The organism is Acetomicrobium sp. UBA5826 (genome assembly GCF_002433005.1).
GTDB lineage: Bacteria > Synergistota > Synergistia > Synergistales > Acetomicrobiaceae > Acetomicrobium.
The window spans coordinates 71,141-94,907 of sequence record NZ_DJHF01000010.1 but is presented as its reverse complement, the minus strand read 5'-3'; the positions used below and the strand labels follow the sequence as shown (position 1 = coordinate 94,907).

At 47.3% G+C, this 23,767-nt stretch carries 22 protein-coding genes; 21 read left to right on the top strand and 1 reads right to left on the bottom strand.

Annotated features, from left to right (window positions below):
* Nucleotides 1-37: 37 nt before the first annotated feature.
* The gene (locus B3N34_RS02745) at nt 38-1,000 is read right to left on the bottom strand and encodes a TAXI family TRAP transporter solute-binding subunit (RefSeq protein ID WP_057940881.1); all 963 of its coding nucleotides are present in this window, start codon (nt 998-1,000) and stop codon (nt 38-40) included.
* A gap of 153 nt (nt 1,001-1,153) precedes the next feature.
* Between B3N34_RS02745 and B3N34_RS02740 the strand changes: the two genes are divergently transcribed.
* From B3N34_RS02740 to galU, 21 genes are all read left to right on the top strand, one after another.
* Nucleotides 1,154-1,666, top strand: a complete 513-nt coding sequence (locus tag B3N34_RS02740) for a HutP family protein (RefSeq protein WP_040348097.1) — start codon at nt 1,154-1,156, stop codon at nt 1,664-1,666.
* A gap of 88 nt (nt 1,667-1,754) precedes the next feature.
* A complete protein-coding gene (gene rpmE / locus B3N34_RS02735) occupies nt 1,755-1,985 on the top strand; it encodes a 50S ribosomal protein L31 (protein WP_057940882.1) in 231 nt (76 codons plus the stop codon).
* Nucleotides 1,975-2,676, top strand: coding sequence for an FAD-dependent thymidylate synthase (thyX, locus tag B3N34_RS02730; protein WP_286974743.1), 702 nt, complete (start codon nt 1,975-1,977; stop codon nt 2,674-2,676). The genes rpmE and thyX overlap by 11 nt, the downstream gene beginning before the upstream one ends.
* A gap of 37 nt (nt 2,677-2,713) precedes the next feature.
* Nucleotides 2,714-3,790, top strand: coding sequence for a peptide chain release factor 1 (gene prfA, locus B3N34_RS02725; RefSeq protein WP_286974741.1), 1,077 nt, complete (start codon nt 2,714-2,716; stop codon nt 3,788-3,790).
* Between the two features lie 6 nt (nt 3,791-3,796).
* On the top strand, nt 3,797-4,648 hold the full coding sequence (prmC, locus tag B3N34_RS02720) for a peptide chain release factor N(5)-glutamine methyltransferase (RefSeq protein WP_286974739.1): 852 nt from the start codon (nt 3,797-3,799) through the stop codon (nt 4,646-4,648).
* A gap of 31 nt (nt 4,649-4,679) precedes the next feature.
* Entirely contained in the window at nt 4,680-5,855 is a 1,176-nt protein-coding gene (gene trxB, locus B3N34_RS02715) for a thioredoxin-disulfide reductase (RefSeq protein WP_286974736.1), read from the top strand.
* An 80-nt stretch (nt 5,856-5,935) separates the two neighbouring features.
* On the top strand, nt 5,936-6,886 hold the full coding sequence (locus tag B3N34_RS02710; protein ID WP_286974734.1) for a 1-phosphofructokinase family hexose kinase: 951 nt from the start codon (nt 5,936-5,938) through the stop codon (nt 6,884-6,886).
* A 13-nt stretch (nt 6,887-6,899) separates the two neighbouring features.
* Complete coding sequence (locus tag B3N34_RS02705; RefSeq protein WP_009201314.1) at nt 6,900-7,337, top strand: HPP family protein; 438 nt, start codon at nt 6,900-6,902, stop codon at nt 7,335-7,337.
* 3 nt (nt 7,338-7,340) lie between these two features.
* Nucleotides 7,341-7,901 (top strand): protein tyrosine phosphatase, encoded by a 561-nt coding sequence (locus B3N34_RS02700; protein WP_213699039.1) that lies wholly within the window; start codon nt 7,341-7,343, stop codon nt 7,899-7,901.
* Between the two features lie 147 nt (nt 7,902-8,048).
* Nucleotides 8,049-8,318, top strand: a complete 270-nt coding sequence (locus B3N34_RS02695) for a hypothetical protein (RefSeq protein ID WP_286974730.1) — start codon at nt 8,049-8,051, stop codon at nt 8,316-8,318.
* Nucleotides 8,319-8,391: 73 nt separating this feature from the next.
* Nucleotides 8,392-9,438 carry a M48 family metalloprotease gene (locus B3N34_RS02690; protein WP_286974727.1) on the top strand — a complete coding sequence of 349 codons (1,047 nt, stop codon included), beginning with the start codon at nt 8,392-8,394 and terminating at the stop codon, nt 9,436-9,438.
* Between the two features lie 65 nt (nt 9,439-9,503).
* Nucleotides 9,504-11,177, top strand: coding sequence for a DNA polymerase III subunit gamma/tau (gene dnaX / locus B3N34_RS02685; RefSeq protein WP_286974725.1), 1,674 nt, complete (start codon nt 9,504-9,506; stop codon nt 11,175-11,177).
* Nucleotides 11,155-14,589, top strand: a complete 3,435-nt coding sequence (locus B3N34_RS02680; RefSeq protein WP_286974724.1) for a DNA polymerase III subunit alpha — start codon at nt 11,155-11,157, stop codon at nt 14,587-14,589. The genes dnaX and B3N34_RS02680 overlap by 23 nt, the downstream gene beginning before the upstream one ends.
* A gap of 96 nt (nt 14,590-14,685) precedes the next feature.
* A complete protein-coding gene (gene pyk, locus B3N34_RS02675; RefSeq protein WP_286974722.1) occupies nt 14,686-16,437 on the top strand; it encodes a pyruvate kinase in 1,752 nt (583 codons plus the stop codon).
* Nucleotides 16,438-16,470: 33 nt separating this feature from the next.
* The gene (locus B3N34_RS02670) at nt 16,471-17,160 is read left to right on the top strand and encodes an NUDIX hydrolase (RefSeq protein WP_286974720.1); all 690 of its coding nucleotides are present in this window, start codon (nt 16,471-16,473) and stop codon (nt 17,158-17,160) included.
* Entirely contained in the window at nt 17,151-17,993 is an 843-nt protein-coding gene (locus B3N34_RS02665) for a deoxyribonuclease IV (RefSeq protein WP_213699032.1), read from the top strand. Before B3N34_RS02670 ends, B3N34_RS02665 begins: the two co-directional genes overlap by 10 nt.
* Entirely contained in the window at nt 17,990-19,096 is a 1,107-nt protein-coding gene (locus B3N34_RS02660) for an alanine/ornithine racemase family PLP-dependent enzyme (RefSeq protein ID WP_286974717.1), read from the top strand. The genes B3N34_RS02665 and B3N34_RS02660 overlap by 4 nt, the downstream gene beginning before the upstream one ends.
* Entirely contained in the window at nt 19,093-19,929 is an 837-nt protein-coding gene (gene cdaA, locus B3N34_RS02655) for a diadenylate cyclase CdaA (RefSeq protein WP_213699031.1), read from the top strand. Before B3N34_RS02660 ends, cdaA begins: the two co-directional genes overlap by 4 nt.
* Nucleotides 19,910-21,118 (top strand): CdaR family protein, encoded by a 1,209-nt coding sequence (locus B3N34_RS02650; RefSeq protein WP_286974715.1) that lies wholly within the window; start codon nt 19,910-19,912, stop codon nt 21,116-21,118. The genes cdaA and B3N34_RS02650 overlap by 20 nt, the downstream gene beginning before the upstream one ends.
* A 53-nt stretch (nt 21,119-21,171) precedes the next feature.
* On the top strand, nt 21,172-22,548 hold the full coding sequence (glmM, locus tag B3N34_RS02645) for a phosphoglucosamine mutase (protein ID WP_286974713.1): 1,377 nt from the start codon (nt 21,172-21,174) through the stop codon (nt 22,546-22,548).
* Nucleotides 22,549-22,579: 31 nt separating this feature from the next.
* Nucleotides 22,580-23,449, top strand: a complete 870-nt coding sequence (gene galU, locus B3N34_RS02640; RefSeq protein WP_286974711.1) for a UTP--glucose-1-phosphate uridylyltransferase GalU — start codon at nt 22,580-22,582, stop codon at nt 23,447-23,449.
* Nucleotides 23,450-23,767 lie beyond the last annotated feature (318 nt).

The window sequence follows — 23,767 nt, the reverse complement described above, 5'->3', positions numbered from 1 at the left end:
AGGCTTCCCCGTTATGTTTATGACGATTTGAGTATCCTTATTTTACCTCAGGTATCTTTAGTCCTATTTCCTTGTAGTAGCGAATAGCTCCGTCGTGGAGAGGAACCGATAATCCGTCGAATGCGGTCTCAAGGGTTATTAGCTGGGCCTTGGCGTGAACGCGCTGTACATCATCGATATGCTCCCAAAGCGCTTTGGTGAATTGATATACAACTTCTTCGGGAACGTCGGCATCGACAGCCAGCATGGCCATGACCGCAGGAGTTTGAACGTCGCGATCTATCCCCTTATAGGTGCCGGCAGGAATGGTGTCTTTAATGTAAAACGGATATTTTTCCTGCAGCTTGGCTAAGAAATCATCGTCGAAACTCACGAGATCGACATCGTGGGTGGTAGCAAGGTCCATTATGGCAGCCACAGGATAGCCTCCGACGACGAAACCGGCATCGAGCTGACCGTCCTTCATGCGGTCAACGGTGTTGTTGAAATCGAGAAAATCCACTTTCATGTCATCGTATTTGATTCCTGCGATATCCAGAAGGCAGCGCATGTCCGCTTCAGTTCCCGAACCAGGGGCTCCCACGGAGACTCTCTTGCCCTTCAGGTCGTAAATGCTTTTTATGTTGGCCTTTTTCATCACAACCAGGTGATTGGTTTCCGGATAGAGGGTTGCTATCGCCCTGATATTGGGAAAGGCATTTTTAAACATTATTTCGCCCCTAGCAGCCCACCAGGCCGTATCGTTTTGTACGAAGGCAAACTCGATGCTGTGGGTTCCAAGCAGGTTAAGGTTGGCAACTGCGGCATTTCCGGTTTCTGCCGTGGCCTGGATGTCTTCCGCATAACGGCTCACTACGTCGGCAATGCCTCCGCCTATCGGGTAATAGGTCCCTCCCGTGCCGCCCGTGGCGATGGAAACAAAGGTCTTGGCCTGAGCCGTGCCTACCGAAAAAACGAGACCTACAACCAAAGCCATTAATAAAACTTTTCTTATTCTCATTTAATCCCCTCCTCATTGTTATTGATAAATCTTATTGCCACCTAATGCACAAAACTCTATGTTATTTTAAAATATAAACGATAAGCCGGAATATTTCAAGACTCATTTGCTTGATTTAACATGATAAAAGTGATGCGAAGGAGCGATGGTTCGATGTTGGAGAAAAGAGAAGAGAGCGAAAGGTTTGCGGAGGCTGTCGAAGAACTGGGAGAGGACGAAGAAATATTGGGCACTCTCGAGGTGTCCTACGATATCCGTCAGGAGAGCCAGGTTGGAAGGGTTGCGGTTTTGCTAGCTGCCACTACTAATAAAAACGAGGAAGAATATCTCAAGGAGCAGATCAAAAGGCTCGGCTGGAGAGCTGTGGCTACTGAGGTAGGAGGTTTAGTCGGTAACATATCCGGCAAATTGACGCGTTCCCTGGTAGGGGCGGCGCTAAACGGCAATGTGGTCAAGAAGACGGGTAGCGAAATGCACGCTCTGATGCACGCCTCAATGGAAGCAATAAACAGTTTTTTGCCGATTTGCCTGTTGGAAGCGAGCGTTGGCGCAAAATTGGCCATTGTTCGAAGCAAAAAATGGATAGGAGTTGCTATAATTGGTGACAGTGCCTATCATGCTGCCGCTCACCACGACAGGTGCGGTTTGGGCGTCATGCACATTTGAACGAAGAGAAGGCTTGCAGGTCCTTGTTGAGTGTGGTAAATTGCTCTTTGCTCTATAATTATGAATGTAGAAAATGGAGGGATTTTAGATGAAAAAGGATATACATCCAAAATACGATGTTTGCAAAGTAAGTTGTGCCTGCGGCAATACCTTTGAGACGAGGTCCACTAAATCGGAAATCCGCGTATCGGTTTGCAGCAATTGTCACCCCTTTTACACTGGAAAGAGGGGCTTTTTGGTGACAGAAGCAGGACAGCTCGAAAAGTTCCGCAAGAAATATGCAGGAACGGATTACGTACAGTCGAACGATGGAGAGTAGCGTAAGGGTTAAACTGCTTGCCTTCACGCCCACGCCCGACGATGTTGTCGCTGCAGCAGCGAGACTTTGTTACAGTTCGTCCACGGCCGAAGATTTAGTGGTTGAATTTAAAGAGGGAAAGAGGCAGAGCGGTCTTTTTATCAGGAAGTTGATAAAATCGGGTCATCTTTCACCGCTTGAACATGCCTCTTTTACCTTTGCCGTCGACGGCATCAGCAGGGCTTGCTCACATCAGCTAGTGCGTCATCGCATAGCAAGTTACAGTCAGCAAAGCCAAAGATACGTCTCGATGGATGAAGCAAGGTATATCCTTCCGGATTCCGTGAAAGTTGATGCTCGGGCACTATCGATTTTCAAAGAAGCTATTCGCTATGCCCATGAAGCCTACAAATCCTTGGTAGAGTCGGGCGTTCCCCTGGAGGATGCGCGGTATCTCCTGCCCAATGCTTGGGAGACGAGGATAGTCATCACTATGAACGCCAGGGAATTGCATCATTTCTTCAGCCTCAGGCTGTGTAAGAGGGCTCAATGGGAGATACGCAGACTTGCGAAGTTGATGTTGAAAGAGGTCACAGGGGTCGCAGAAGGGATATTCGACATCGCCGGTCCGAGTTGCATTACAAAGGGCAAGTGCGAAGAGACCAATCCCTGCGGAGAACCATATGACAGTATGGAAGAATTGCTAAATTAAGAGAGGCTCTTCCCTTCAAGGGGAGGTGATGATATAGGTGGATAATTTGAACGAAAAATTGGATGATTTGGAGCGGAAATACCAAGAGCTGGAGACGAAGTTAAGCGATCCCGATGTCATCTCCAATCCGGCGGTGTTACAGCGCCTGGCGAAGGAACATTCTGAAATGTCAAAGGTCGTGGAAAAATACAGGGAGTACAGGCAAGCTCAAAAGAGGTTGGAAGAGGCGCTCGCCTTGACCGAAGAGGATGACGAAGATCTGAGAGAGCTCGCCAGAGAAGAAGCAAATCAGCTCAAAAATATCGTAGAAGAGCTCGAAAAGGAGCTGGCCCTTCTTCTGCTGCCCAAGGATCCGAACGACGAAAGAAGCGTGATTGTGGAGATAAGAGCCGGTGCCGGAGGCGAGGAGGCAGCCCTTTTTGCAGCCGATCTTTACAGGATGTATGTACGTTATGCCGAACGAAAGAGGTGGAAAGTAGAACTTTTGACGGCCAACGAGACGGGCATAGGCGGCTATAAAGAAATTGTCTTCAGGGTCGAAGGGCAAGATGCGTATAGCGTATTGAAGTATGAAAGCGGAGTCCATCGCGTCCAACGCGTCCCCGTTACGGAAGCAAGTGGGCGTATACACACTTCCACTGCCACTGTTGCTGTGTTGCCCGAGCCCGATGAGGTTGACGTGGAGATTCGTCCGGAAGACCTTAAGATAGATACCTTCAGAGCCAGCGGAGCAGGCGGGCAATATGTGAACATGACCGATTCGGCAGTAAGGATAACCCATATCCCTACGGGCATCGTAGTTACCTGCCAGGACGAAAGATCGCAGCTTAAGAACAGGGCCAAGGCGATGCAACTGTTGAGGGCAAAATTATACGACATGGAGATTCGCCGACAGCAGGAGGCGATGGCTTCGGAGCGCAGGGGTCAAATAGGCAGCGGTGACCGTTCCGAAAGGATTCGCACCTATAACTTTCCGCAAAATCGCGTCACCGATCACAGGATTGGTTTGACTCTTCACAACCTGGACGAAATTTTGGAGGGCGATTTGGATGAGTTGTTATACGCGCTGGCCACGGCCGACCAAATGGAAAAATTAAAGCTCTTGGGAGCGTAGGACCTGTTGATTCTCTCTCAAGCAAGGGAGTACGTGATTGACAGATTAAAACAAGCGGGCCTTTCTGAGCCGTTGGTAGAGAGCGATTTGCTATTATGTAAGGTATTGGGCTGTGATAGATCATGGTTGATAGCCCATAAAGAACGGCCAATATTCGACTACGAATTGCAATATTTAAATGCTCTCTTGGAAAGAAGGTGCAATAAGGAGCCTTTGGCTTATATCTTTAACGAGGCTCAATTTTACGGCAGAAATTTTTATGTCGGCGAGGGCGTTTTGGTGCCCAGGCCAGAAACGGAATCGCTGGTCGAGATCGCACTTTCGTTGGTGGATGAAGGGATTGCAGTCGACTGGGGAACAGGAAGCGGCTGTATCGTGATTTCGCTGTTGCTTGAAAACCCAAAGCTTAGAGGGATAGCGTTGGACGTAAACCCAAAGGCACTGTATTGGGCATGGAAAAACGTCGACAAATACGACTTGTTCGACCGATTGACCCTGTGGCATGAGAGCGGGAAATTGCCGGCTCAATCCGCAAAATCGGGTGTCGATGCCGTAGTGAGCAATCCCCCTTACATACCTACGAATCTCGTTGACACGTTAATGTCTGAAGTTAAATGTTTCGAGCCGATTTCGGCCCTCGATGGAGGCAATGACGGGACGCTGTGGTATCGTTTTCTTTTTGAAAGGGCGTCTTTGTGGTTGAAAGAAGGGGGCTGGCTTATCGTAGAAACCGGCGGTTGGAAGGAGAAGGAGATCCTGTCTTTGGCGCCGGTCCGCTTTAGCCTCTGTGAGATGAAGAAATTAAACGGAGGGGTCTGTGTTATAGCCTGGAGGCTTAGCGGTAAAAAATCTTTCTAGCGCAGATTGGATAAATTAGGGAGGTGTTGTCGTGGAGAAGCGCGAATTGGTGATCGTTGGCGGAGGGCCCGCCGGACTTACTGCTGCTATATACGGCAGAAGGGCAGGGCTTGACGTGTTGGTCCTTGAAAAGGGAATGGCAGGAGGTCAGATCACAATTACTGCCGAGATAGAGAATTGGCCGGGGATACCCATGATAAGCGGAGAAGAGCTGGCCAGGGCTTTCAGGGAGCATGCGGAGAAATTCTCCCCCGAATTCAGGGAGGCCGAGGTCAAGAAAGTATCCATGGAGGCCGGCAAAAAAGTCGTCGCAACCGATAAGGGGGATATAGAGGCCGAAGCAGTTATAATAGCTACAGGCGCCAGCTTCAGAAAGCTAGGGTGTCCCGGCGAGGCGGAATTTACCGGAAGAGGCGTCAGCTACTGTGCCGTATGCGATGGTGCTTTTTTCGAGGATCAGGTTATCGCAGTGGTCGGAGGAGGTAATACTGCCGTAGAAGAGGCAGACTATCTGACCCGATTTGCCTCTAAGGTGTACATAATACATCGTCGTGATTCCTTCCGTGCCGATAGAGCCGTCGTAGAAAAGGCCATGGCCAACCCGAAAATAGAGCCTGTATGGGACTCGGTCGTAGAAAGAATAAAGGGAACGGATATGGTCGAGGGTATCGTATTGAAAAATGTCAAGACGGGGGAGACGAGCGAACTGCCGGTTGCCGGTGTGTTCGTCTTCGTGGGGATGAATCCGAACAGCGATTTTGTGAAAGGTCTGGTAGAGACCAAGGGCGGCGGATGGATCGTAACCAATGAAATGCTGGAGACCTCCGTGGAGGGAGTATTTGCTGCCGGCGACGTTCGCGATAAGTTCCTCAGGCAGGTAGTAACAGCTGCAGGTGACGGGGCCATAGCAGCAATGGCTGCATATTCCTACATTTCAGAGCAGCTTCACCTGCAGAAAGTATTGTTTGAGCCTGAAAGGGTTGTCTCTCTGTTTTATTCAAGCATAGATCCGGAGCAGATAAAGCTAGCCAATGAAGTTGAGAAAAAACATGCCAAAAAAGTCTTGCTCATAGACGGTTATAAAAACAAAAGGATGTGCGAAAAACTTGGCATAGTCGACCTGCCGCAGGTTGTAGTATTAAACAAGGGCTCTTTGGTTAAATCTAAAGCGATAAATGACGCTCAAGCGATAGAGGGGTTGCTTTAACTTCTCTACCCTAATGTGCCGGGCCTATCTTCGCAGGTGGGCCCTTTATTTTTAATTTTATTGAAGAGGGGGGAGAGGTTTTGGACAAAACAATCGTCACAGTTACCATGAATCCTGCTGTAGATATTCAATACGTCGTTCCCGATTTCAGACCCGGAAGATGGTTCAGGGCTTCCGAGGTGGACAGGTCAGCCGGAGGAAAGGGTATAAATGTATCGATAATATTGCAGCAGTTGGGATACGAAAGCGCAGCGATGGGGTTTCTGGCCGGCTTTTCTGGAGAATATATAAGGGATACATTGAGGCGCTTGAAACTGACCACAAACTTCGTAAACGTAATAGGCGAATCCAGAACGGACGTGTATATCGTCGATGAAGTTGGACATATCGAGACAGGCGTGGCAGAGGCAGGACCTTATATCTCTGACGAGGCATTGCATAGGTTCATGAAAAATTTCGACCGCATACTCAGTCGTGCCCGTTTGGTTTATTTGGGAGGATCCCTCCCTCCCGGAGTTCCTCAGGATGCTTACAAGGACCTGATCCTGCGTTGCAAGGAAGCGAAGGTACCTGTATTTGTGGATGCTTTCGGTCCGGCCTTGACTGCCGCTTTAGAGGGTGTGCCTAAGGTCGTTAAATTCGATCACCGATTTTTGTTTTCCACCCTCGGCTACCCTATGGGCGATCTTGACGATGTGCTTGAATTGGTATCCAAAATACACGACAGCGGCGTGGAGTGGTCAGTTACAACCTATAGGGCTGTGGGCAATATTTTTTATACTCCAGAGGGAATCTATTTGGTAGACATAGAGAGGGAAGTGAAGGAGCAGATGGTGTCCCTTCTTGCGATAGGCGATGCCCTTATGGCTGGATTAATGGTGGCCCTTTTGGAAGACATGGATGTAGAAAAGGCAATTCGTTTTGCCCAGGCATGCAGCCTAGAGGATACCCTTCACGTCAAAAAGGGAATTCGAGGCAGAGATATGGTGGAGTCGCTGATGCCAAAGATATTGGTCGAAAAGCTCGATTAAAGAGGTGTTTCTTATGTTGGTTGGCGATCTTATGGATAGGGATTTGACCTCGCTTGGAGAGGATGCAACATTAATGGAAGCGATAGAGGTCTTGTCAAGGCACAGAATTCCAGGACTTCCTATTGTAGATGCCGAGGGGCGCGTGGTCGGTTTTTTAAGCGAAAAGGATATAGTTAGGGCTGCTTTGCCCGGTTATATCGACTTGCTGGAAGATCCCTCTTACGTTCCTGACATGGGACAATTCAAGGTAAGAATGAAAAGAGCCAGCATGGATTCGGTTGGAAGGCATATGACTAAGGAAGTCGTGTGCCTTAGCACGAATGACAGCGATTTTCATGCAGCCTTGATCATGATAAAGAAAAACTTGAAACGTGCTCCTGTCGTTAAAGAAGGCATTTTGGTCGGGGTCGTGAACAGAGCAGATATTATTGAGCACTTAATGAGCGAGTGAGCTATGCCTAAAATATTATTCGTATGTTCCGGCAACACCTGCAGAAGTCCCATGGCGGAGGCCTTGATGAAAAAGGCCTTAGATATGAGAGGTATAGAAGGGTGGCAGGTATCGTCGGCAGGCCTTATGGCCATGCCGGGCAATTCTGCGAGCGAGAACGCACATAGAGCTCTTTTGGAGGATTTCGGTATCGACATCGGGAGCCACCGCTCAAAGCCCGTAGACCTTTCCCTCATGGCCGATCATGATTATGTAATTGCCTTGACTTTAAGGCATCTTCAATGGCTTGCGTCTAAGTACGGCCAATATAAAAATAAAATTTATTTCATAGGGTCTTTAGTCTCAAGGAATGTCGATAATGCAGTAAAAGAATACCTGTCGGCGACTGACCCATATTCTACATATTACATGAGATTATACGAGGACAAAATCAGATCCTATGAAGTTGAGGACCCTTACGGTCGCGAAATAGGTGAATACAAAAGGATTGCTCGGCAGCTATGGGATTATTGTTGCAAAATTGCGGATCTCATAGAAAAACACCTCTTGCCCCCAAGACCTTAGAAGGCAGTATTAATTTTAATAGGCAAAATGGCCGATTACAATCTATAGGGGGTGCTGGAGAATGTTGCCGAGCGGGAATGAAACGCCTCAGTCCTTATGGATGTCCTGAGAAGAAAACAAGAAATTATATCCCGCCAGGAGATATTGTTGGAGAGTTGGGAAGAGCTGGCATCTGCAATGGGCGTTAAGTCTTCCAGAGAAACGGTAGAGTTTTGGGATATTTTGTCGTCGAAGTTGGGCGAAAAAGGTTACCAGGAGGTTATAGGAGCCGTTATAGAGATCAGGGAAAAGGCTGCCGAGACATTGCGGAAGGAGACGGAAGTTCAGAAGGAACTTGAAGCCCATTTGGAGAAATTGAGGTCAAATTTGTTAAAATTAAACGACGGCATGCGAGCCTTTAAGGCTTATACTAAATAAACATAATTGTTTTTAGTCGGGAAGTGATCAGAGTCTGAAAAAACTTATCTCAGTTTTATGCCTCATATTGGTAATGATCGTTCCTGCTGATGTATGGGCACAGGAAAGCGCTTCAAACGATAACTCCAAAGAAATTTCCTTAGGTCGTAAAGTAGCAGAGGAAGTCGAAAAAAACTTGGAAAGGGTAACCGATCCTTCTATTACTGCAAGGCTAAACATGATATTTGCTAACTTTAAGCCTCATCTTGAGCGTAACTTGCCCTACGAGATCAGGGCGATAAAAGATGACGTTCCAAATGCTTTTTCGCTTCCGGGCGGAATAATTTATTTCACCACGGGTATGATCGAATTGGCCGAAAGCGATGCCGAAATAGCGGGAGTCATGGCCCATGAGCTTGCCCATGCCGAAAAAAGACATGTGATGATTCAAGTTGCCAGAAATCAGAAGCTCTCTCTATTGAGCCTCGGGATCATAGTTGCTACAGGAGGGCAGGCAGCAGCACTTCTGCTGACTAATGTTGCTCAAGTGGCGATAATGAATTCCTACAGCAGAGATCTGGAGGAAGAGGCCGATATGCTTGGATTAGAGCTTTTAATCAAGGCAGGTTATCATCCGTCGGCGATGATCACATTGCTTGAGCGTCTTGCCGAAGAGGAACTCAAAAGGCCTTATTTCGACCCCGGAATATATCAGAGCCATCCGAAGCTGAAGGACAGGATATCCTATCTAAAGGGAGCGATCAAATCAAAGGGGTTCACCTTAAATCGCAAGGTAGTTTTGGGTTTGTTGAACGTAACGATAGAAGAAGGTCCGGAGTTGTATATGTTGAGAATAGACGATGTCGAAATTTTGGAGTTGGAAAAGAGCCCAAAGTCATTGAGCCTGCTGCATGAAGTAAAAGACAGGCTTGATAGATCATTAAAGCTTGAACTGGAACCCTATGAGGTCAAAGTAGTGGATATAGATGGGGTTCCGTCTCTTTGCGTCGGACCGGAGAAAATTTTAGGCCAGCTAGATCTTCCCGCAAAAGGTCCATCCCTCGAAAAGATGCGGGACAGCATACTTGTGGCTCTGGAAAGAGCCAGGCAGAAACATACCTTTACCAATTTCGTCCGCTGAGACACGCCCCTCGACCTTTTGTTGTAAAATGAAGTAAGATTTAAGGATGACAAGGAGGCCTCCCAATGTACATTTCCCTTTACAGAAAATATCGGCCCGGTCGTTTTATCGATGTGGTCGGCCAGGATAGTATTGTCAAAATCCTTAAGCACTCTCTAAGGTCGAAAAAAATTGGGCATGCCTTTTTGTTCTCCGGGCCCAGGGGTTGCGGCAAGACGACTGTGGCCAGGATTGTTGCTAAAGCGCTCAATTGTCCCTATGCTAGGGAAGGGGAGCCTTGCGACAGCTGCGAGGTTTGCAAAACAATATCAAGGGGAGAATCCTTGGACGTAATAGAAATAGACGGAGCTTCCAACAGAGGAATCGAGGAAATACGAAATCTGAAGTCGCAGATAGGTCTTGCATCCTTCTCGTTGCCTTATAAAGTATACATAATAGATGAAGTTCACATGCTGACCGATGCTGCTTTCAACGCTCTTTTAAAAACCCTTGAGGAGCCGCCGCAGAGAGTTGTTTTCATCTTGGCCACGACGGCACCGGAAAAGGTCCCGCTTACCATAAGGTCTCGCTGTCTTCGTTTTTATTTCAACCGACTTTCCTCTGTCGATATCGTAAACAGACTGTGTCTCGTAGCACAGGAGGAGGGCTTTGATTACGAGGAAGAGGCCCTCTGGGAGCTGGCAAGACAGGCCGATGGATCGTTGCGCGATGCTTTGACTTTGCTCGAACAGGCACTCTCGCTGGAAGAAAAAGCCCTGACTTTGGATTCCGTCGTTCTCCTTTTTGGGGGTAGCAGAAGCACTTTGGAGGAGATGGTAAAGTTGATGGTCCTTGTTCCCTCAAAGGGCTATGCAAAAATGAGGGAGATTTTGAAAAGGGGTTTAACGGCCGAAAAGCTTTTTGAAATAGCCTTCTCTATCTTCAGGGACATGTGGGCCTATAAGGCCTTAGGGGATGAAGTTGTTGAAGAGTTGGAACTGTCCGAAAAGGAAAAGAGGTTTTTAGAGGAGGAGACTCCTTCCTGGGACACTTCAAATCTCTTTTCGGCGATGGAGTTGTGCGCTGATTTAAGCTTAAAGGCAAAGTTGGGCGTAAAAGATGACATCCTTGCGAGCATGTTCTTTGCGCGAATGGAAAAAATGGAGCAAGCTGCCATTTCCCTTTGCAGCGATGTTCAAAAGCATGTAAAAGAACCGGAGATTGCGACAACTGAAAGCAGCAGGGATGAGGTCGATGTTCAAACAGTAAACGTTCAATGGCAAAAAATTATGAATCAATTAATTGACGAAGCTATTCCCATTTATTGCGCATTGATTTCTTCCAAGGTCGAGCGGGGCGAGGGAGAGGTTGTTATAGAAGTATTAGAGGAGCGAGCCTTCGATTATAATATTCTGAAATTACATCGAAATAGAGTATATCTTTATGATTTAATATCAAGGCATATGGGCGAAATTTCGGAAATAGTCGTAAAGAGCGGAAAGGAAGAAATAAGATACGCTAAAAGGGTGCCTGATGCGGAGGATATCGCCGAAAAAGGTCAAATAGAACTTCTTCAACCCGAAGAAGACGAGGACAAAGTCGAAGTCAAAAAGGACGAACCTCTTTCGGCTGGTGCATATAATGTTAAAGAAGATGATGCGGTTCTTAAACATATAGCTATGTTTCTTAACGGCGATGTGTTGATGTATAAGAGAACTGAAGAAGATCTAGACGAAGATGGAGGCGTTGATATTGAATAATAGATTTGTTCATCTGCATGTTCACACAGAATACAGCCTCTTAGACGGCGCCATAAAAATAAAGGACCTGGTCTCCAGGGCCAAGGAATGGGATATGGGAGCTGTGGCGGTGACTGACCACGGTGTGATGTTCGGCGCCATAGAATTCTATTACGAGTGCATGAAGCAAGGCGTCAAGCCGATCATGGGGTGCGAAGTTTACGTAGATCCAAAGGGGCATACCAGACGCGAAGGGCAGGGGGGGAACTACCATCTCCTGCTCTTGGCAGAAAACGAAGAAGGTTACAGGAACCTAGTAAAGCTGGTTTCCATAGCCAACGTGGAGGGATTTTACTATAAACCGCGGGTCGATTATGACTTGCTGTCGAAATATTCTAAGGGGTTGATCGCATCTTCGGCATGTCTCGCCGGAGAAGTTCCCTCTTTGATCTTGAGCGGCAGATACGATGAGGCGAAGGAAAAGGCCTTGCTTTATCGCGATATATTTGGCGAGGGGAATTTTTACCTGGAGGTTATGTCCAACGGTCTGTCGGAGCAGGCGGTAGCCAACAAGCACGTAATAGAGCTCGCCAGAAAGGTTAACATTCCTCTTCTAGCCACCAATGATGCTCATTATTTGGAAAGCTCCGATGCAGACTGGCATGAAATATTGCTCTGCGTCCAGACCAACTCCACCGTCAATTCCAAGAACAGGTTTCAGTTCGGATCCAAGGAATTTTACCTGCGTTCACCCGTGGAAATGTGGAAGATATTTGGCGATGAGCTGTCGGATGCCCTGCATAACACTGTCGATATATCGGAAAGATGCAATGTCAAGCTTGAATTCGGCCAATACATGCTTCCCGAGTACAAAGTTCCCGAAGGCGAGACGCTGGAAAGCTATTTGGCCCTGAAGGCCCAAGAGGGATTGGCCAAGAGGTTCGGCGGTAGGGAAATACCGCAAGAGTACATAAAACGAATGGAATATGAGTTGGGCATTATTAAACAAATGGGGTTTGCCGGATACTTTCTGATAGTCCAAGATTTCATAAATGCAGCCAAAGAAAGGGGTATACCTGTGGGGCCGGGCAGAGGATCCGCTGCCGGTTCTTTGGTGGCCTATGCCTTGAGAATAACCGAGATCGATCCTATTAAATACAACCTGCTTTTCGAACGTTTTTTGAATCCAGAAAGGATAAGCATGCCCGATATTGATACGGACATTTCCGATAAACGGCGTGATGAAGTGATCGATTACGTGGTGGAAAAGTACGGTAGAGATAAAGTAGCCCAGATAATAACCTTCGATAGGATGAAAAGCAGGGCGGCCGTGCGGGACGTAGGCAGAGCTTTGGATATGCCCTATCCTGATGTGGACAAAGTGGCCAAATTGATACCCTTCAATGTCTCCTCTATAGAGGAAGCGCTAGAGTTATCCCACGAATTGAAGGCGTCATATGACGGCAACAGAGAGGTCAAACAGTTGTTGGATTACGCAAGTCACATCGAGGGCATCGCCCGCCATTGCTCACAGCATGCCGCCGGGGTGGTAATATCGCCCGAACCTCTGGTTAATATCGTTCCTCTGAAAGCCATCAACGGTACCCAAATAGTGACGCAGTATCCCATGGAGCCCCTTGAAAAGCTTGGGTTGGTAAAGATGGACTTTTTGGGCTTAAGAACTCTCTCCATGATAGAAGAGACTTTGAAGAATATAGCGAAAAACGGCAAAAAGGTCCCCGATCTGACACAACTGCCCATGGACGACAGAGCAACCTACGAGATGTTGCAGAGGGGTGATACCATGGGCGTCTTCCAGCTTGAATCTTCCGGGATGAGACAGCTTCTCAAAAAACTTTGCCCCGATTCGTTCCATGACATCATCGCAGTTCTGGCCCTTTATAGACCCGGACCCTTGGGCAGCGGAATGGTGGATCAGTATATCGAAAGGAAGCACGGGAGATCCCCCATAAGCTATCCCCATCCTGCGTTGGAAGAGGCCCTGAAAGAAACGTACGGAATTATTTTATATCAGGAGCAGGTTATGCAGATTGCCGCTAGATTGGCGGGTTATACCCTGGGGCAAGCCGATATACTGCGTAGGGCAATGGGAAAGAAAAAGGTCGAAGAGATGGAAGAGCAAAGACAGGTATTTGTCAAAGGCTGCCTTGAAAATGCCGTAAGTGCAGAACAGGCCAACGAAATATTTGATTTGATACAATATTTTGCCGGGTATGGTTTCAATAAGTCTCACAGCGCTGCCTATGCGATGATAAGCTATCAAACGGCGTACCTTAAAGCTCACTACCCTGTTGAATTTTTGGCCGCCTTTCTTTCAAGTCACATAGGTGCAAAAAAAGAAGTCCTTGCTCGTTACGTTAGGGAAGTAAGAAGTGGTGGCATTGAAGTCCTTCCTCCCGATGTGAACGAATCCGAAGCCGGTTTTACGGCCGTGGGCGATGTTATAAGATTTGGGTTGTCCGCCGTCGCCAAGGCTGGCTCCGGGGCTGTGGAGGCCATACTGAGGGCGAGAAGGGAAGGAGGTCCCTATAAATCTTTGTGGGATTTCGTCTCGAGGATAGATCTGAGGGCGGTGAACAAATCAGTGATAGAGAGCCTTATAGGTGTGGGTGCCTTCGATGGATTGCACAGCAATCGCCGCCAGATACTGGAATCCCTTCCCGTATTATTGGAAGCGCGTGCCCGCTTGGACGAGGATAAGTTTCAACAGCGCCTCTTCAGTCTCGATGGGAACGATTCTTTAGATGTAGAGCCAGCGTTGGTGGATATCGAGGACTTCGAGTTTCACGAGAAGCTCGAGCTTGAGAAAGATGCTGTGGGACTCTATATTTCGGGACATCCCTTCGAGGCCTACGAAGAACGGGTACGAAAATATGCATATTGTACCCCTTCCGAACTCATCCATTGGTGTTCTCCACAGGCGAAACCCTTGGTCGGAGGCATCGTAACAGATGTAGCCGAGAAATATACCAAAAAGGGCGACCTCATGGGGATTGTGGGGGTAGAAGACCTGGATGCCAAGCTGGAAGTGGTGTGCTTTCCAAGAATGTGGGGTAAAGTAAAGGCCTTTTGTCAGGCGGGCAACGTAATTTTGGTGTCGGGGCGTCTCGAGGAAAGAGGAGGGGGGTTGACCATGATCGCCGAGGACGTTGTTCCTTTAGAAGTTGCCGAGAGAGAAAAAGATCAAATTTTTAGGCTTCGCATTCCCTTCCACCTTTGTGACGAGACAGTCCTAAGAAATTTGATCAGAACTTGCAAGAGCTATCCCGGAAAAGACCAAGTTCTTGTGGAGGTCTATAACGACCGATTTTCGGCCTTCATTTTATTGAACGATACCCGTGTAACCGTAAGCGAAGAGCTTAAGGGAAAAATAGAGGATATGATGGGAAGTTTCTTGGAGATCGCCGTTTAACCTGTACAGGGATTTGATTTTGTTGATCAAGAGATTGTATTTTATTTGCAAGCATATATTTGCACCTTATAAATTTGCGTTTATGGAGTGATGAGTATGGGAAAGGTTAAAATTGTATGTACTTTAGGCCCCGCCTGTGGCGATCGCGAAGTCCTCAAGCTGCTCGCCCAAGAGGGCATGGATGTGGCGAGATTGAACTTCAGTCACGGCACGTACGAACAACATGCTAAAAGTTTGGGAAACATAAGGAGTATAGAAAAAGAGCTGGGGCGCCCAATAGCGACAATGCTCGATACTAAAGGTCCGGAGATCAGGACAGGCTCTCTTGCTAACCACGGGACGGTCATCCTTCATGAAGGAAATGTCTTTGTGTTGACGCCCAAACCCGTCGAAGGAGATGAATCCGGGGTATCCATAAGTCATACAAAGCTTTTCCAGGACGTTAAACCGGGGATGAATATTTTTATAGACGATGGCACTATTGCTTTAAAAGTGGAAGACATTAGAGGTCATGATATCGTCTGTCGTGTGGTTGTTGGCGGAGAGTTGGGCGAACATAAGGGGATAAATGTCCCCGATGCCAATCTCTCGGTGCCGGCATTGACGGAAAAGGACATCGAGGACATAAAGTGGGGTCTTGAACATGACATGGAATACATAGCCGTCTCCTTTGTCCGCACGAGAGATGAGATCATTAGCGTAAGGCGCGTGGTAGAAGAGCTGGATGGCGATATCAAGATCATCGCCAAGATCGAAACAAAACAAGCTGTAATGAATCTGGACGATATCATTTCCGTGGTTGACGGTATGATGGTTGCCCGAGGGGATTTGGGGGTTGAAATGCCAACCGAGGAGGTCCCCCTGGTTCAGAAAAGGATTATTGACCTTTGCAGATATCACGGCAAACCTGTAATAGTGGCTACGCAAATGCTTGATTCTATGATAAGGAATCCGAGGCCTACGAGGGCGGAAGCCAGCGACGTGGCGAACGCAGTTCTCGATGGTGCAGATGCTGTCATGTTGTCTGGTGAGACAGCAAAGGGCAAATATCCAGTTCTGGCGGTGCGGACGATGAGAAATATTGTAGAGAGGGTAGAGAAGGAGTATCGTATGTGGCAAAGGCCCGCGACGATCCCCATAAAGGCCAGGGGCGTGCCCGATGCCGTGAGCCATGCAGCAGTTTCAATTGCCGAGGAGATGAACGTAGGGGCTATACTCTCTCTTACCAGCAGCGGGAGCACGGCAAGAATGGTGAGCAAGTACAGGCCTCTTCCTCCCATTATCGCAGCCACGCCAAAGGTCAAGACCTGTCGCGAGCTCTCCCTTGTGTGGGGGGTAATTCCGATGATTCAGCCCCAGATATCTACCACAGATGAAGCAGTAGAAAGGGCTTTGGCTTCGGCCAAGGAAAAAAATCTTCTGAAAGAAGGGGAATTAGCCGTTGTGACGGCAGGCGTTCCCATGGGCATTCCCGGAACGACGAACATGATAGAAGTTCGTCCGGTCAGCAAAATTTTGGTCAAGGGCTTGTCTTTGATCAAAAAGGTAGTTTCGGGAGTCGTTTGCAAAGCCCTTGATCCCGATACGGCCATTGCAACGATGAAGGACGGTTATATTTTAGTTGTGCGGCAGACCGATAAGGCATATGTACCGGCCATGAAAAAGGCTCAGGCTATCATCGCGGAGGAGGGCGGCCTTACCAGCCATGCAGCAATAGTTGCCCTAGAATTGGGCATTCCATGCATTGTCAGCGCCGCGGGGGCGACCGACATTTTAGAAAATGGCATGGTTATAACGGTAGATGGCTCGCGAGGTGTAGTATATCAGGGGAATGTAAAACTTCATTAATAAGATATTGCAATAGCAGATGGGAGTAGCGATGTGGATGTAGGGTTTGATGATAGAAGAAATTGTGATGAATTTTGCCCGGGGAGACGCTTTGGCTTTCGCAGAAAGGCATGCTCCTCCGATTGGAGGAGCATGGAAAAGGAGATGGCAAGACATTATGGAGACAGAGTAAGGATCTCCTCTCTGTTTAAAAGTGCAGTGTTGGTGCCTATGTTGACTGTAGCGGGGAGGCCGTCTCTTTTACTGGTCGAAAAAAGGGATGACCTTCCCAAACACGGAGGGCAAATTGCCTTTCCCGGCGGTAAGATGGAGCCCTACGATAAAGGGCCCGTCGAGACAGCGCTACGTGAATTTGAGGAAGAGACAGGTTTGCCCTCTAGCGAAATTAGCGTAGTTGACATATTAGATCCCGAGCTTACTCACACGACGGGTTTTGTGATAGTTCCCGTCGTAGGTTTTTTGAAAAATATTGATAATTTAAAAAAGGTTAAAGTAGATTCCAACGAAATCAAAAGGATCATTATCTTCTTTTTGGATGACCCGAATGGTAGTAAGTTTGAATTAGAGACCTTTGCTTTGAGCGAGGGATTTTCCCTTCTATATCCTATTTACCGTCTCAAAAGCGGAGTAAGGATATGGGGTGCGACGGCACGTATTTTGCTCAAGATAATGGCCAATTCAGACGTATATTTTAGAGGAGCATTGGAGCGTAGATGGCTTTGATAGGAGCTCATATATCCGTTCGCGGTGGCCTCTCAAAGGCCATAGACAGAGGAAAAAGCCTCTCATGCGAGGCAATACAGATATTCACGAAAAATCAATTACAGTGGAAATCTTCTCCCATAAAATTGGAAGAAAGTATGACCTTTTACAAAAAGTGGCAAGAGAGCGACATCAAAGAAATAGTAGCCCACGGGTCTTATTTGATTAACTTGGCTTCGGAGGGAGATTTGAGAGTTAAGAGCATATGCGCTACCGTAGAGGAGTTGAAGAGGTGTAATGAACTAGGGGTATCCTCTTTAGTATTGCATCCCGGTTCTCATGGGGGTGCAGGTGTTGACGTGGGAATCAAAAGGGTGGCACAGGCTCTTAGAGAGGTGCTAGAAAGGACCGAGGAGCTTAAGACAAGAGTGCTTCTTGAGACCACTGCAGGCGAAGGTTTCTCCCTTGGTGGTGATTTAGCTCATTTTGGCGAAATCATGGAGTTGTTGGATGGCCACTTTAGAATAGGTCTTTGTCTCGATACGTGTCATCTATTTGCCAGCGGTTACGAGCTTTCCTCTCTGGAGGGTTATGAACGCCTAATTCTAATGGTTGGCAAGTACGTCGGTCTTGAAAGGGTTGGATGTTGGCATTTAAACGACAGTCGCTTTGAGAGAGGAAGCAGAAAAGACAGGCATGCTCATATAGGAGATGGCAATATTGGCATTGATGCTTTCGCAAATATACTTACCGATCGGCGTTGGGAGAGGGTGCCATGCCTCTTGGAGACCCCTAAGGAAGGTCGCGGCGACGAGGGTAATTTGGCTTTATTGAGGAAACTGAGGGGACATTGATTATCGAAAGGAAGACGATCATGGGAAGTAACCCCAAACTTAGGGTAGGGCTCGAAAAAATCCGGGATAACGCTTCGAAAGTGGTGGAGCTTTGTAAAAAAACCGGCATCAGGGCAGGCGGCGTTACAAAGGGGCTTTGCGGAAATCTAAAGGTAGCCGAGGCGATGGTCGACGGAGGATGTTTCTTTTTGGCCGACAGCCGCGTAAAAAATATCGCAAATCTCAAAAGAGAAGGCGTGAATTCTCCTTTTGTGCTTTTGCGCTTGCCGATGCCAAGCGAAATAGATGCTGTGGTGACTTGGACTGATGTAAGCTTGGTTTCCATGGCTGAGACGATCTTACTCTTAGATGAAGCCTGTAAAATTCAAAATAAGTTTCATGAAGTAATAGTCATGGTTGACGTCGGCGATCTGCGCGAGGGTATATGGCCATCTGATGTCGAAATAGAAACGGTCGCCAGTGCTTTGAAGAAGTGTAAAAGAGTTCACTGCCTTGGAGTTGGAACTAATGTCGGATGTTATGGCGGCGTTTTGCCCTCCCGCGAAAATATGGGCAGGTTGGTCGAGGTTGGCCGTAAACTCGAGGACCTGCTTGGCTACAAGTTGGCGGTCTACTCGGGGGGGAGCAGCTCTTCCTTGGCGTTGATAGAAAAGGGAGAGATGCCTCGTGAAATAAATCAATTGAGAATAGGGGAAGCTATTTTGCTTGGCACTGACGTAACGGGCGGGAGGAAAATTCCCTATTTGAACCAGGATACCCTGTTTTTAGAAGCGGAAGTAATAGAGGTCAGGCGAAAGCCGAGCGTGCCTGTAGGCGAAATAGGAGCAGATGCCTTCGGCAATGTGCCGTTTTTTGAGGATAGGGGGGTGCGTCTTAGGGCTGTATTAGCCTTGGGCAAGCAAGATGTAAGGCTTGAAGGAATCAAACCTATTCAAAATGGCATCCGCATCCTCGGTGCGTCAAGCGACCATATGATTGTAGACGTAGAAGATTGTGACGAAAATATTTCCCCGGGAAGCGTTCTGGCTTTCAGGGTAGATTATGGGGCGATGCTGGCAGCTGCTACGTCGCCTTATGTGGAAGTGGTGGCGGAAGCAGAATGATCAAATTTCTGTCCTTGCGCGATATTCTAGATATACTCATTATTGCCTTTCTCATATATCGCATCCTTTTGTTGCTGATGGATACAAGGGCCATGCAGCTTGTAAAGGGGCTGTTACTTTTGGCCTTAGTCAGTGTATTTGCCAGGACTTTGCGCTTTGAAGCTTTGTCATGGATATTGGGAAAGTTTTTAGGCGTTATGTTTATAGCCATTCCCATTGTATTTCAACCTGAATTGCGACGGATGCTCGAGGAAATAGGCAAAGGAAGCCTGTGGAGACGGGCCATATCCAGGGAGAAGGCGCAGTCTTTGGCGGATGAGGTTTTAAGGGCCCTACTGTATCTTCAATCTCAAAAAATAGGGGCTTTGATAGTTCTTCAAAGGAGCACGGGACTCAAAGACGTGTGGCAGTCTGCTGTAAAACTGGACTCTGAAATTTCTCAAGAAGTGTTGGTATCCGTTTTTTGGCCGGGTAATCCCCTCCATGACGGTGCTGTCATCCTGGACAGGGAACGGGTGATTGCGGCTTCATGTTTTTTACCCCTGAGCGATAATCCGGATATTTCAAGATGGCTTGGTACGAGGCATAGGGCAGCTTTAGGAATAACGGAGGTATCGGATGCCATATCTTTGGTGGTTTCAGAAGAGCGGGGAGAGGTTTCCTTTGCAATACGCGGTCACCTCTCCAGAGGTCTTAAAGAAAACCAATTGCGTCAGTTGCTCCTTCACTACTTTCTTTCCGAAAGCGAACCCACATCGCTGTGGGAGAAGATCCGTGAGGCCTTTGCTTCATTTCGTTCTGGAGGTGTAAAAGATGATGAAATGGATCGATAATCTGTTTTCCTCCAGGACATTTTTGAAGGTATTTTCCTTGGTACTCGCCTTTTTTCTGTGGTTTTATGTCACGGGAGACAGCAATACCGATGTGGTAAGATCTTACAGACTGGCTTTACAGCTTCGAAATGTCCCTAACGGGGTTACGATCCAACTTCCCAGCAGGGAGGTCGAGGTTCAAGTGGCTGCCAACAGGTTTTTGGCATCGAACATTATTCCCGAAAAGGACATAGTTTGTTATGTCGACCTTCAGGGATTGGAGCCGGGGCGGCATACCCTCCCGGTAAAGATATCTTTGTCAACGGGGTTGCAATTGATAACAATAAATCCCTCAACGGTGGATCTCAGATTGGAAAAGAGTGCGGAAAGGGCGATCCCCGTTACGCCGGAATTGCCTCAGCTGCCCGACGGATATGCTTTACGAAGCGTTATCGTGTCTCCCTCCCAAGTGATCGTACGGGGTACAGAAAGCGATGTGAAAAGGATAACGGGGGCAGTCGTCGTTCCCACTCTTGCCGATCTGCTTGCCAACGAAAAGACAAGTCTTAAGGTGATGCTTGAGCCTCAATCGCAGGAATGGTCGAACGTAACAGTGATCCCTGACAGCGTTGATTTTCAGGTTGAGGTCGATATCGTAAAGATAAAAAAAGAAGTTCCCATCTTTGTTCCCATTGAAGGGGAGCCTCATCCCGATTATATCGTTACGTCCATTCTGACTACTCCCGGGAACGTGATATTGGAAGGGTCGAAAGTGACACTTAACGGGATCAGTTCCATCACTACAAAGTCTCTGAATATAAGCGGAATAAAAGAAGACATGGAAGCACAACTTCCCATTTCAGTCCCGAAAGGGATCAATGTGTTGGGAGATAAAAGCGTAACCGTGAAGGTAACATTAAAGCAAAGGATTGCTACTATGAAATACGAAAATTTGGAGATAGAGATAAGGGGCAGAGGCATTTACAGAAATTGGAATATAGATCCCACTAAAGTGGATGTGATCATTGAGGGACCCCCGTCCATTGTTTCTTCCCTTGAAGGCAAGGAGCCCGCAATAGTAGCGTATGTAGATATTACGAATATAGTGTCCAGGAGATTGTCCATACCCGTAAACTTGGAAGTAAAGGTTAAAGAAATCAGCGTCAAGAAGGTCGATCCTGACAGGGTTACCTTTACGGTTCTGGATTAGACTGATAACTGTAAGGCATTACAATTTATGATAAATATGGGAGTGAACGTCCAATGGGCAAGAAAATACGATGCTTATTCGGAACAGATGGAGTAAGAGACGTGGCGAATAAGGGGGTCATGATCCCCGAAATGGTGCTGCGTTTGGCCAGAGCCTATGCCCTATTTTTGGCCGAAAGGGGGATACCCAAACCCACAATTGCCATAGGAACCGATACCAGATTATCATGCCAAATGCTGCAATCCGCACTGGAGGCAGGGTTTATGTCTGCAGGCGCTGATGTGCTGCTTTTAGGCGTTATCCCCACCGCCGGGGTCAGTTTTGCAGTTAGGAAATACGAGTTGGCGGGCGGTGCTGTCATCAGCGCTTCGCATAATCCTGCCGAGTACAACGGGGTTAAATTCTTCGATAAAAGGGGCGTAAAGCTGAGCGATGACGACGAAGCGGCCATAGAAGAGTACCTTGGGGATTCCATGTTGGACGAGTGGAGGCCAACGGGGGCATCGATTGGCCTCTCCATTGAGGCCAAGGACTCTATAGGCGATTACGTACAATACATGTTGGCAAAGGTCGACAGTTTTTCTCTGTCCGAATACAAAATGGTGATCGATTGTGCGAATGGAGCAATTATAAAATCGGCAAAAGATGTATTTGAAGCTCTAAAGCCAAAAAAAGCAGTTTTTTTGGGCGATAAACCGGATGGTCTAAACATCAACGAGGGCGTCGGCGTGATGTTTATCGAGACATGCCAAGAGGCTGTTTTGAAAGAGGGGGCTGATTTTGGAGTTGCCTTCGACGGTGATGGCGACAGGGTCTTGTTCGTCGACGAAAAAGGTCGCCTGATAAACGGCGATTTGATTCTATGGGTGCTGGCCAGGTGGCTTAAGAAAAAAGGTGCGTTGGGTAGCGGTGTGGTTGCTACAGTGATGAGCAACATGGCATTGGAAGAGCATTTAAACAAAGAGGGCATTCCTCTATTTCGATGTCCCGTAGGCGACCGCTACGTCTACGAAACTATGCAAAAGACCAATTCTTTGCTCGGAGGGGAGCAATCGGGTCATATAATTATTAAAGATTATGTCCAAACGGGCGATGGGTTGTGCACCTCCTTGATGTTCCTTCGAGCCTGCGATGAACTCGGACTTTCCATCAGCGAGTTGAACGATGAATTTTCTCCATACCCTCAGCTTTTACAAAACGTCAGGGTGAGTAGTAAAGACAAAATATTATCCCATCCGGCTTTTTTGGAACTTCTCAGAGAGTGCGAAAGAAAAATAGAAGCTCGTGGAAGGGTATTTGTCAGGCCTTCCGGGACTGAGCCCATGGTGCGAATTTTATTGGAGGCGAAGGGTCTCGATTTAGACTCTTTAGCTAAAGAGCTGGTTTCGCAAATTCACAAGATAGATAAAGAGCTTGATAAGGTTATTTGACATTTTACTTTAGTATAAAGGAGGTATATCGATGTCTGGCGTTCGAAAGTGCATCTTTCCCGTGGCCGGTCTAGGAACTCGTTTTTTGCCCGTTACCAAGGAAATACCAAAAGAAATGTTGCCTTTAATCGATAGACCCATTATTCATTACGGTGTAGATGAGGCCGTAGCATCGGGATGTAGTCAAATTATATTTATAACCGGAAGAGGCAAGAGGGCACTAGAGGATTATTTTGACAGATCCTACGAATTGGAACAACTTTTGAAGGAGCGTAACAAGGAAGATTTGTACCGTTTAGTCACGTCTATAAGCGCCCTTGCGGACTTTGCCTATGTAAGACAGCCTGAACCTCTCGGATTGGGACATGCTATACTCTGTGCCGAACCCTTTTGCAATGAACCTTTCGGAGTTATTTTGACTGACGATGTCATGATCTCCGATAAACCGGTCCTTAAACAGCTCATCGATGTGCGGGAGAAATTGGGAGGTTCGGTGATTGCACTTGAAAGAGTGCCTCACGAAGAAACGGAAAGGTATGGTATAGTAGATGCTACCCCCTATTCGGACAACGTTTATCGGATAAATGATTTGGTTGAAAAGCCAAAGAAAGAAAAGGCGCCCAGCGATTTTGCCATAATGGGAAGGTATGTCCTGTCTCCCTCTATTTTTTCTCATATAAGGAATATAAGTATGGGCGAAGGCGGCGAATATCAACTCACCGATGCCCTGAAAAGCCTAGCACAGGAAGAGCCAATATGGGGGGTTGTTTACGAAGGAGAGCGTCTCGATTGCGGGACCAAGGTTTCCTGGTTCAGATCGACCATAAGAAGGGGACTTCAAGATCCCGAACTGAAAGACGTTGCCTTGGAAATATTAAGAGATGAAAATATCATTAAATAAATGTGGATTGTAACCGTAACGGGCTTCTTGTTAAATGATCGTGGTAAGAGCAAGAAGCCCTCTGTTAGGTGGAGTGTTAACCCGAGCGGCCCGATCGTTTAGTCAGTATATAGATATACATCGCTAAAGGTATCAGAGGCGCTATAGCTATATAAAATGGTGAAATAGCCAGCAATACCAAGAAGCTTAATACCATTATCATGACAAAACTCGACCAAAAGAGGCCTTTGAGTAAAGAGGATTCTCTGCGTTGGTTCAATATGCCCAAGACCGAAGACAAAACTACCAACGCAATTATTAGGAAGCACAAAATTTTAA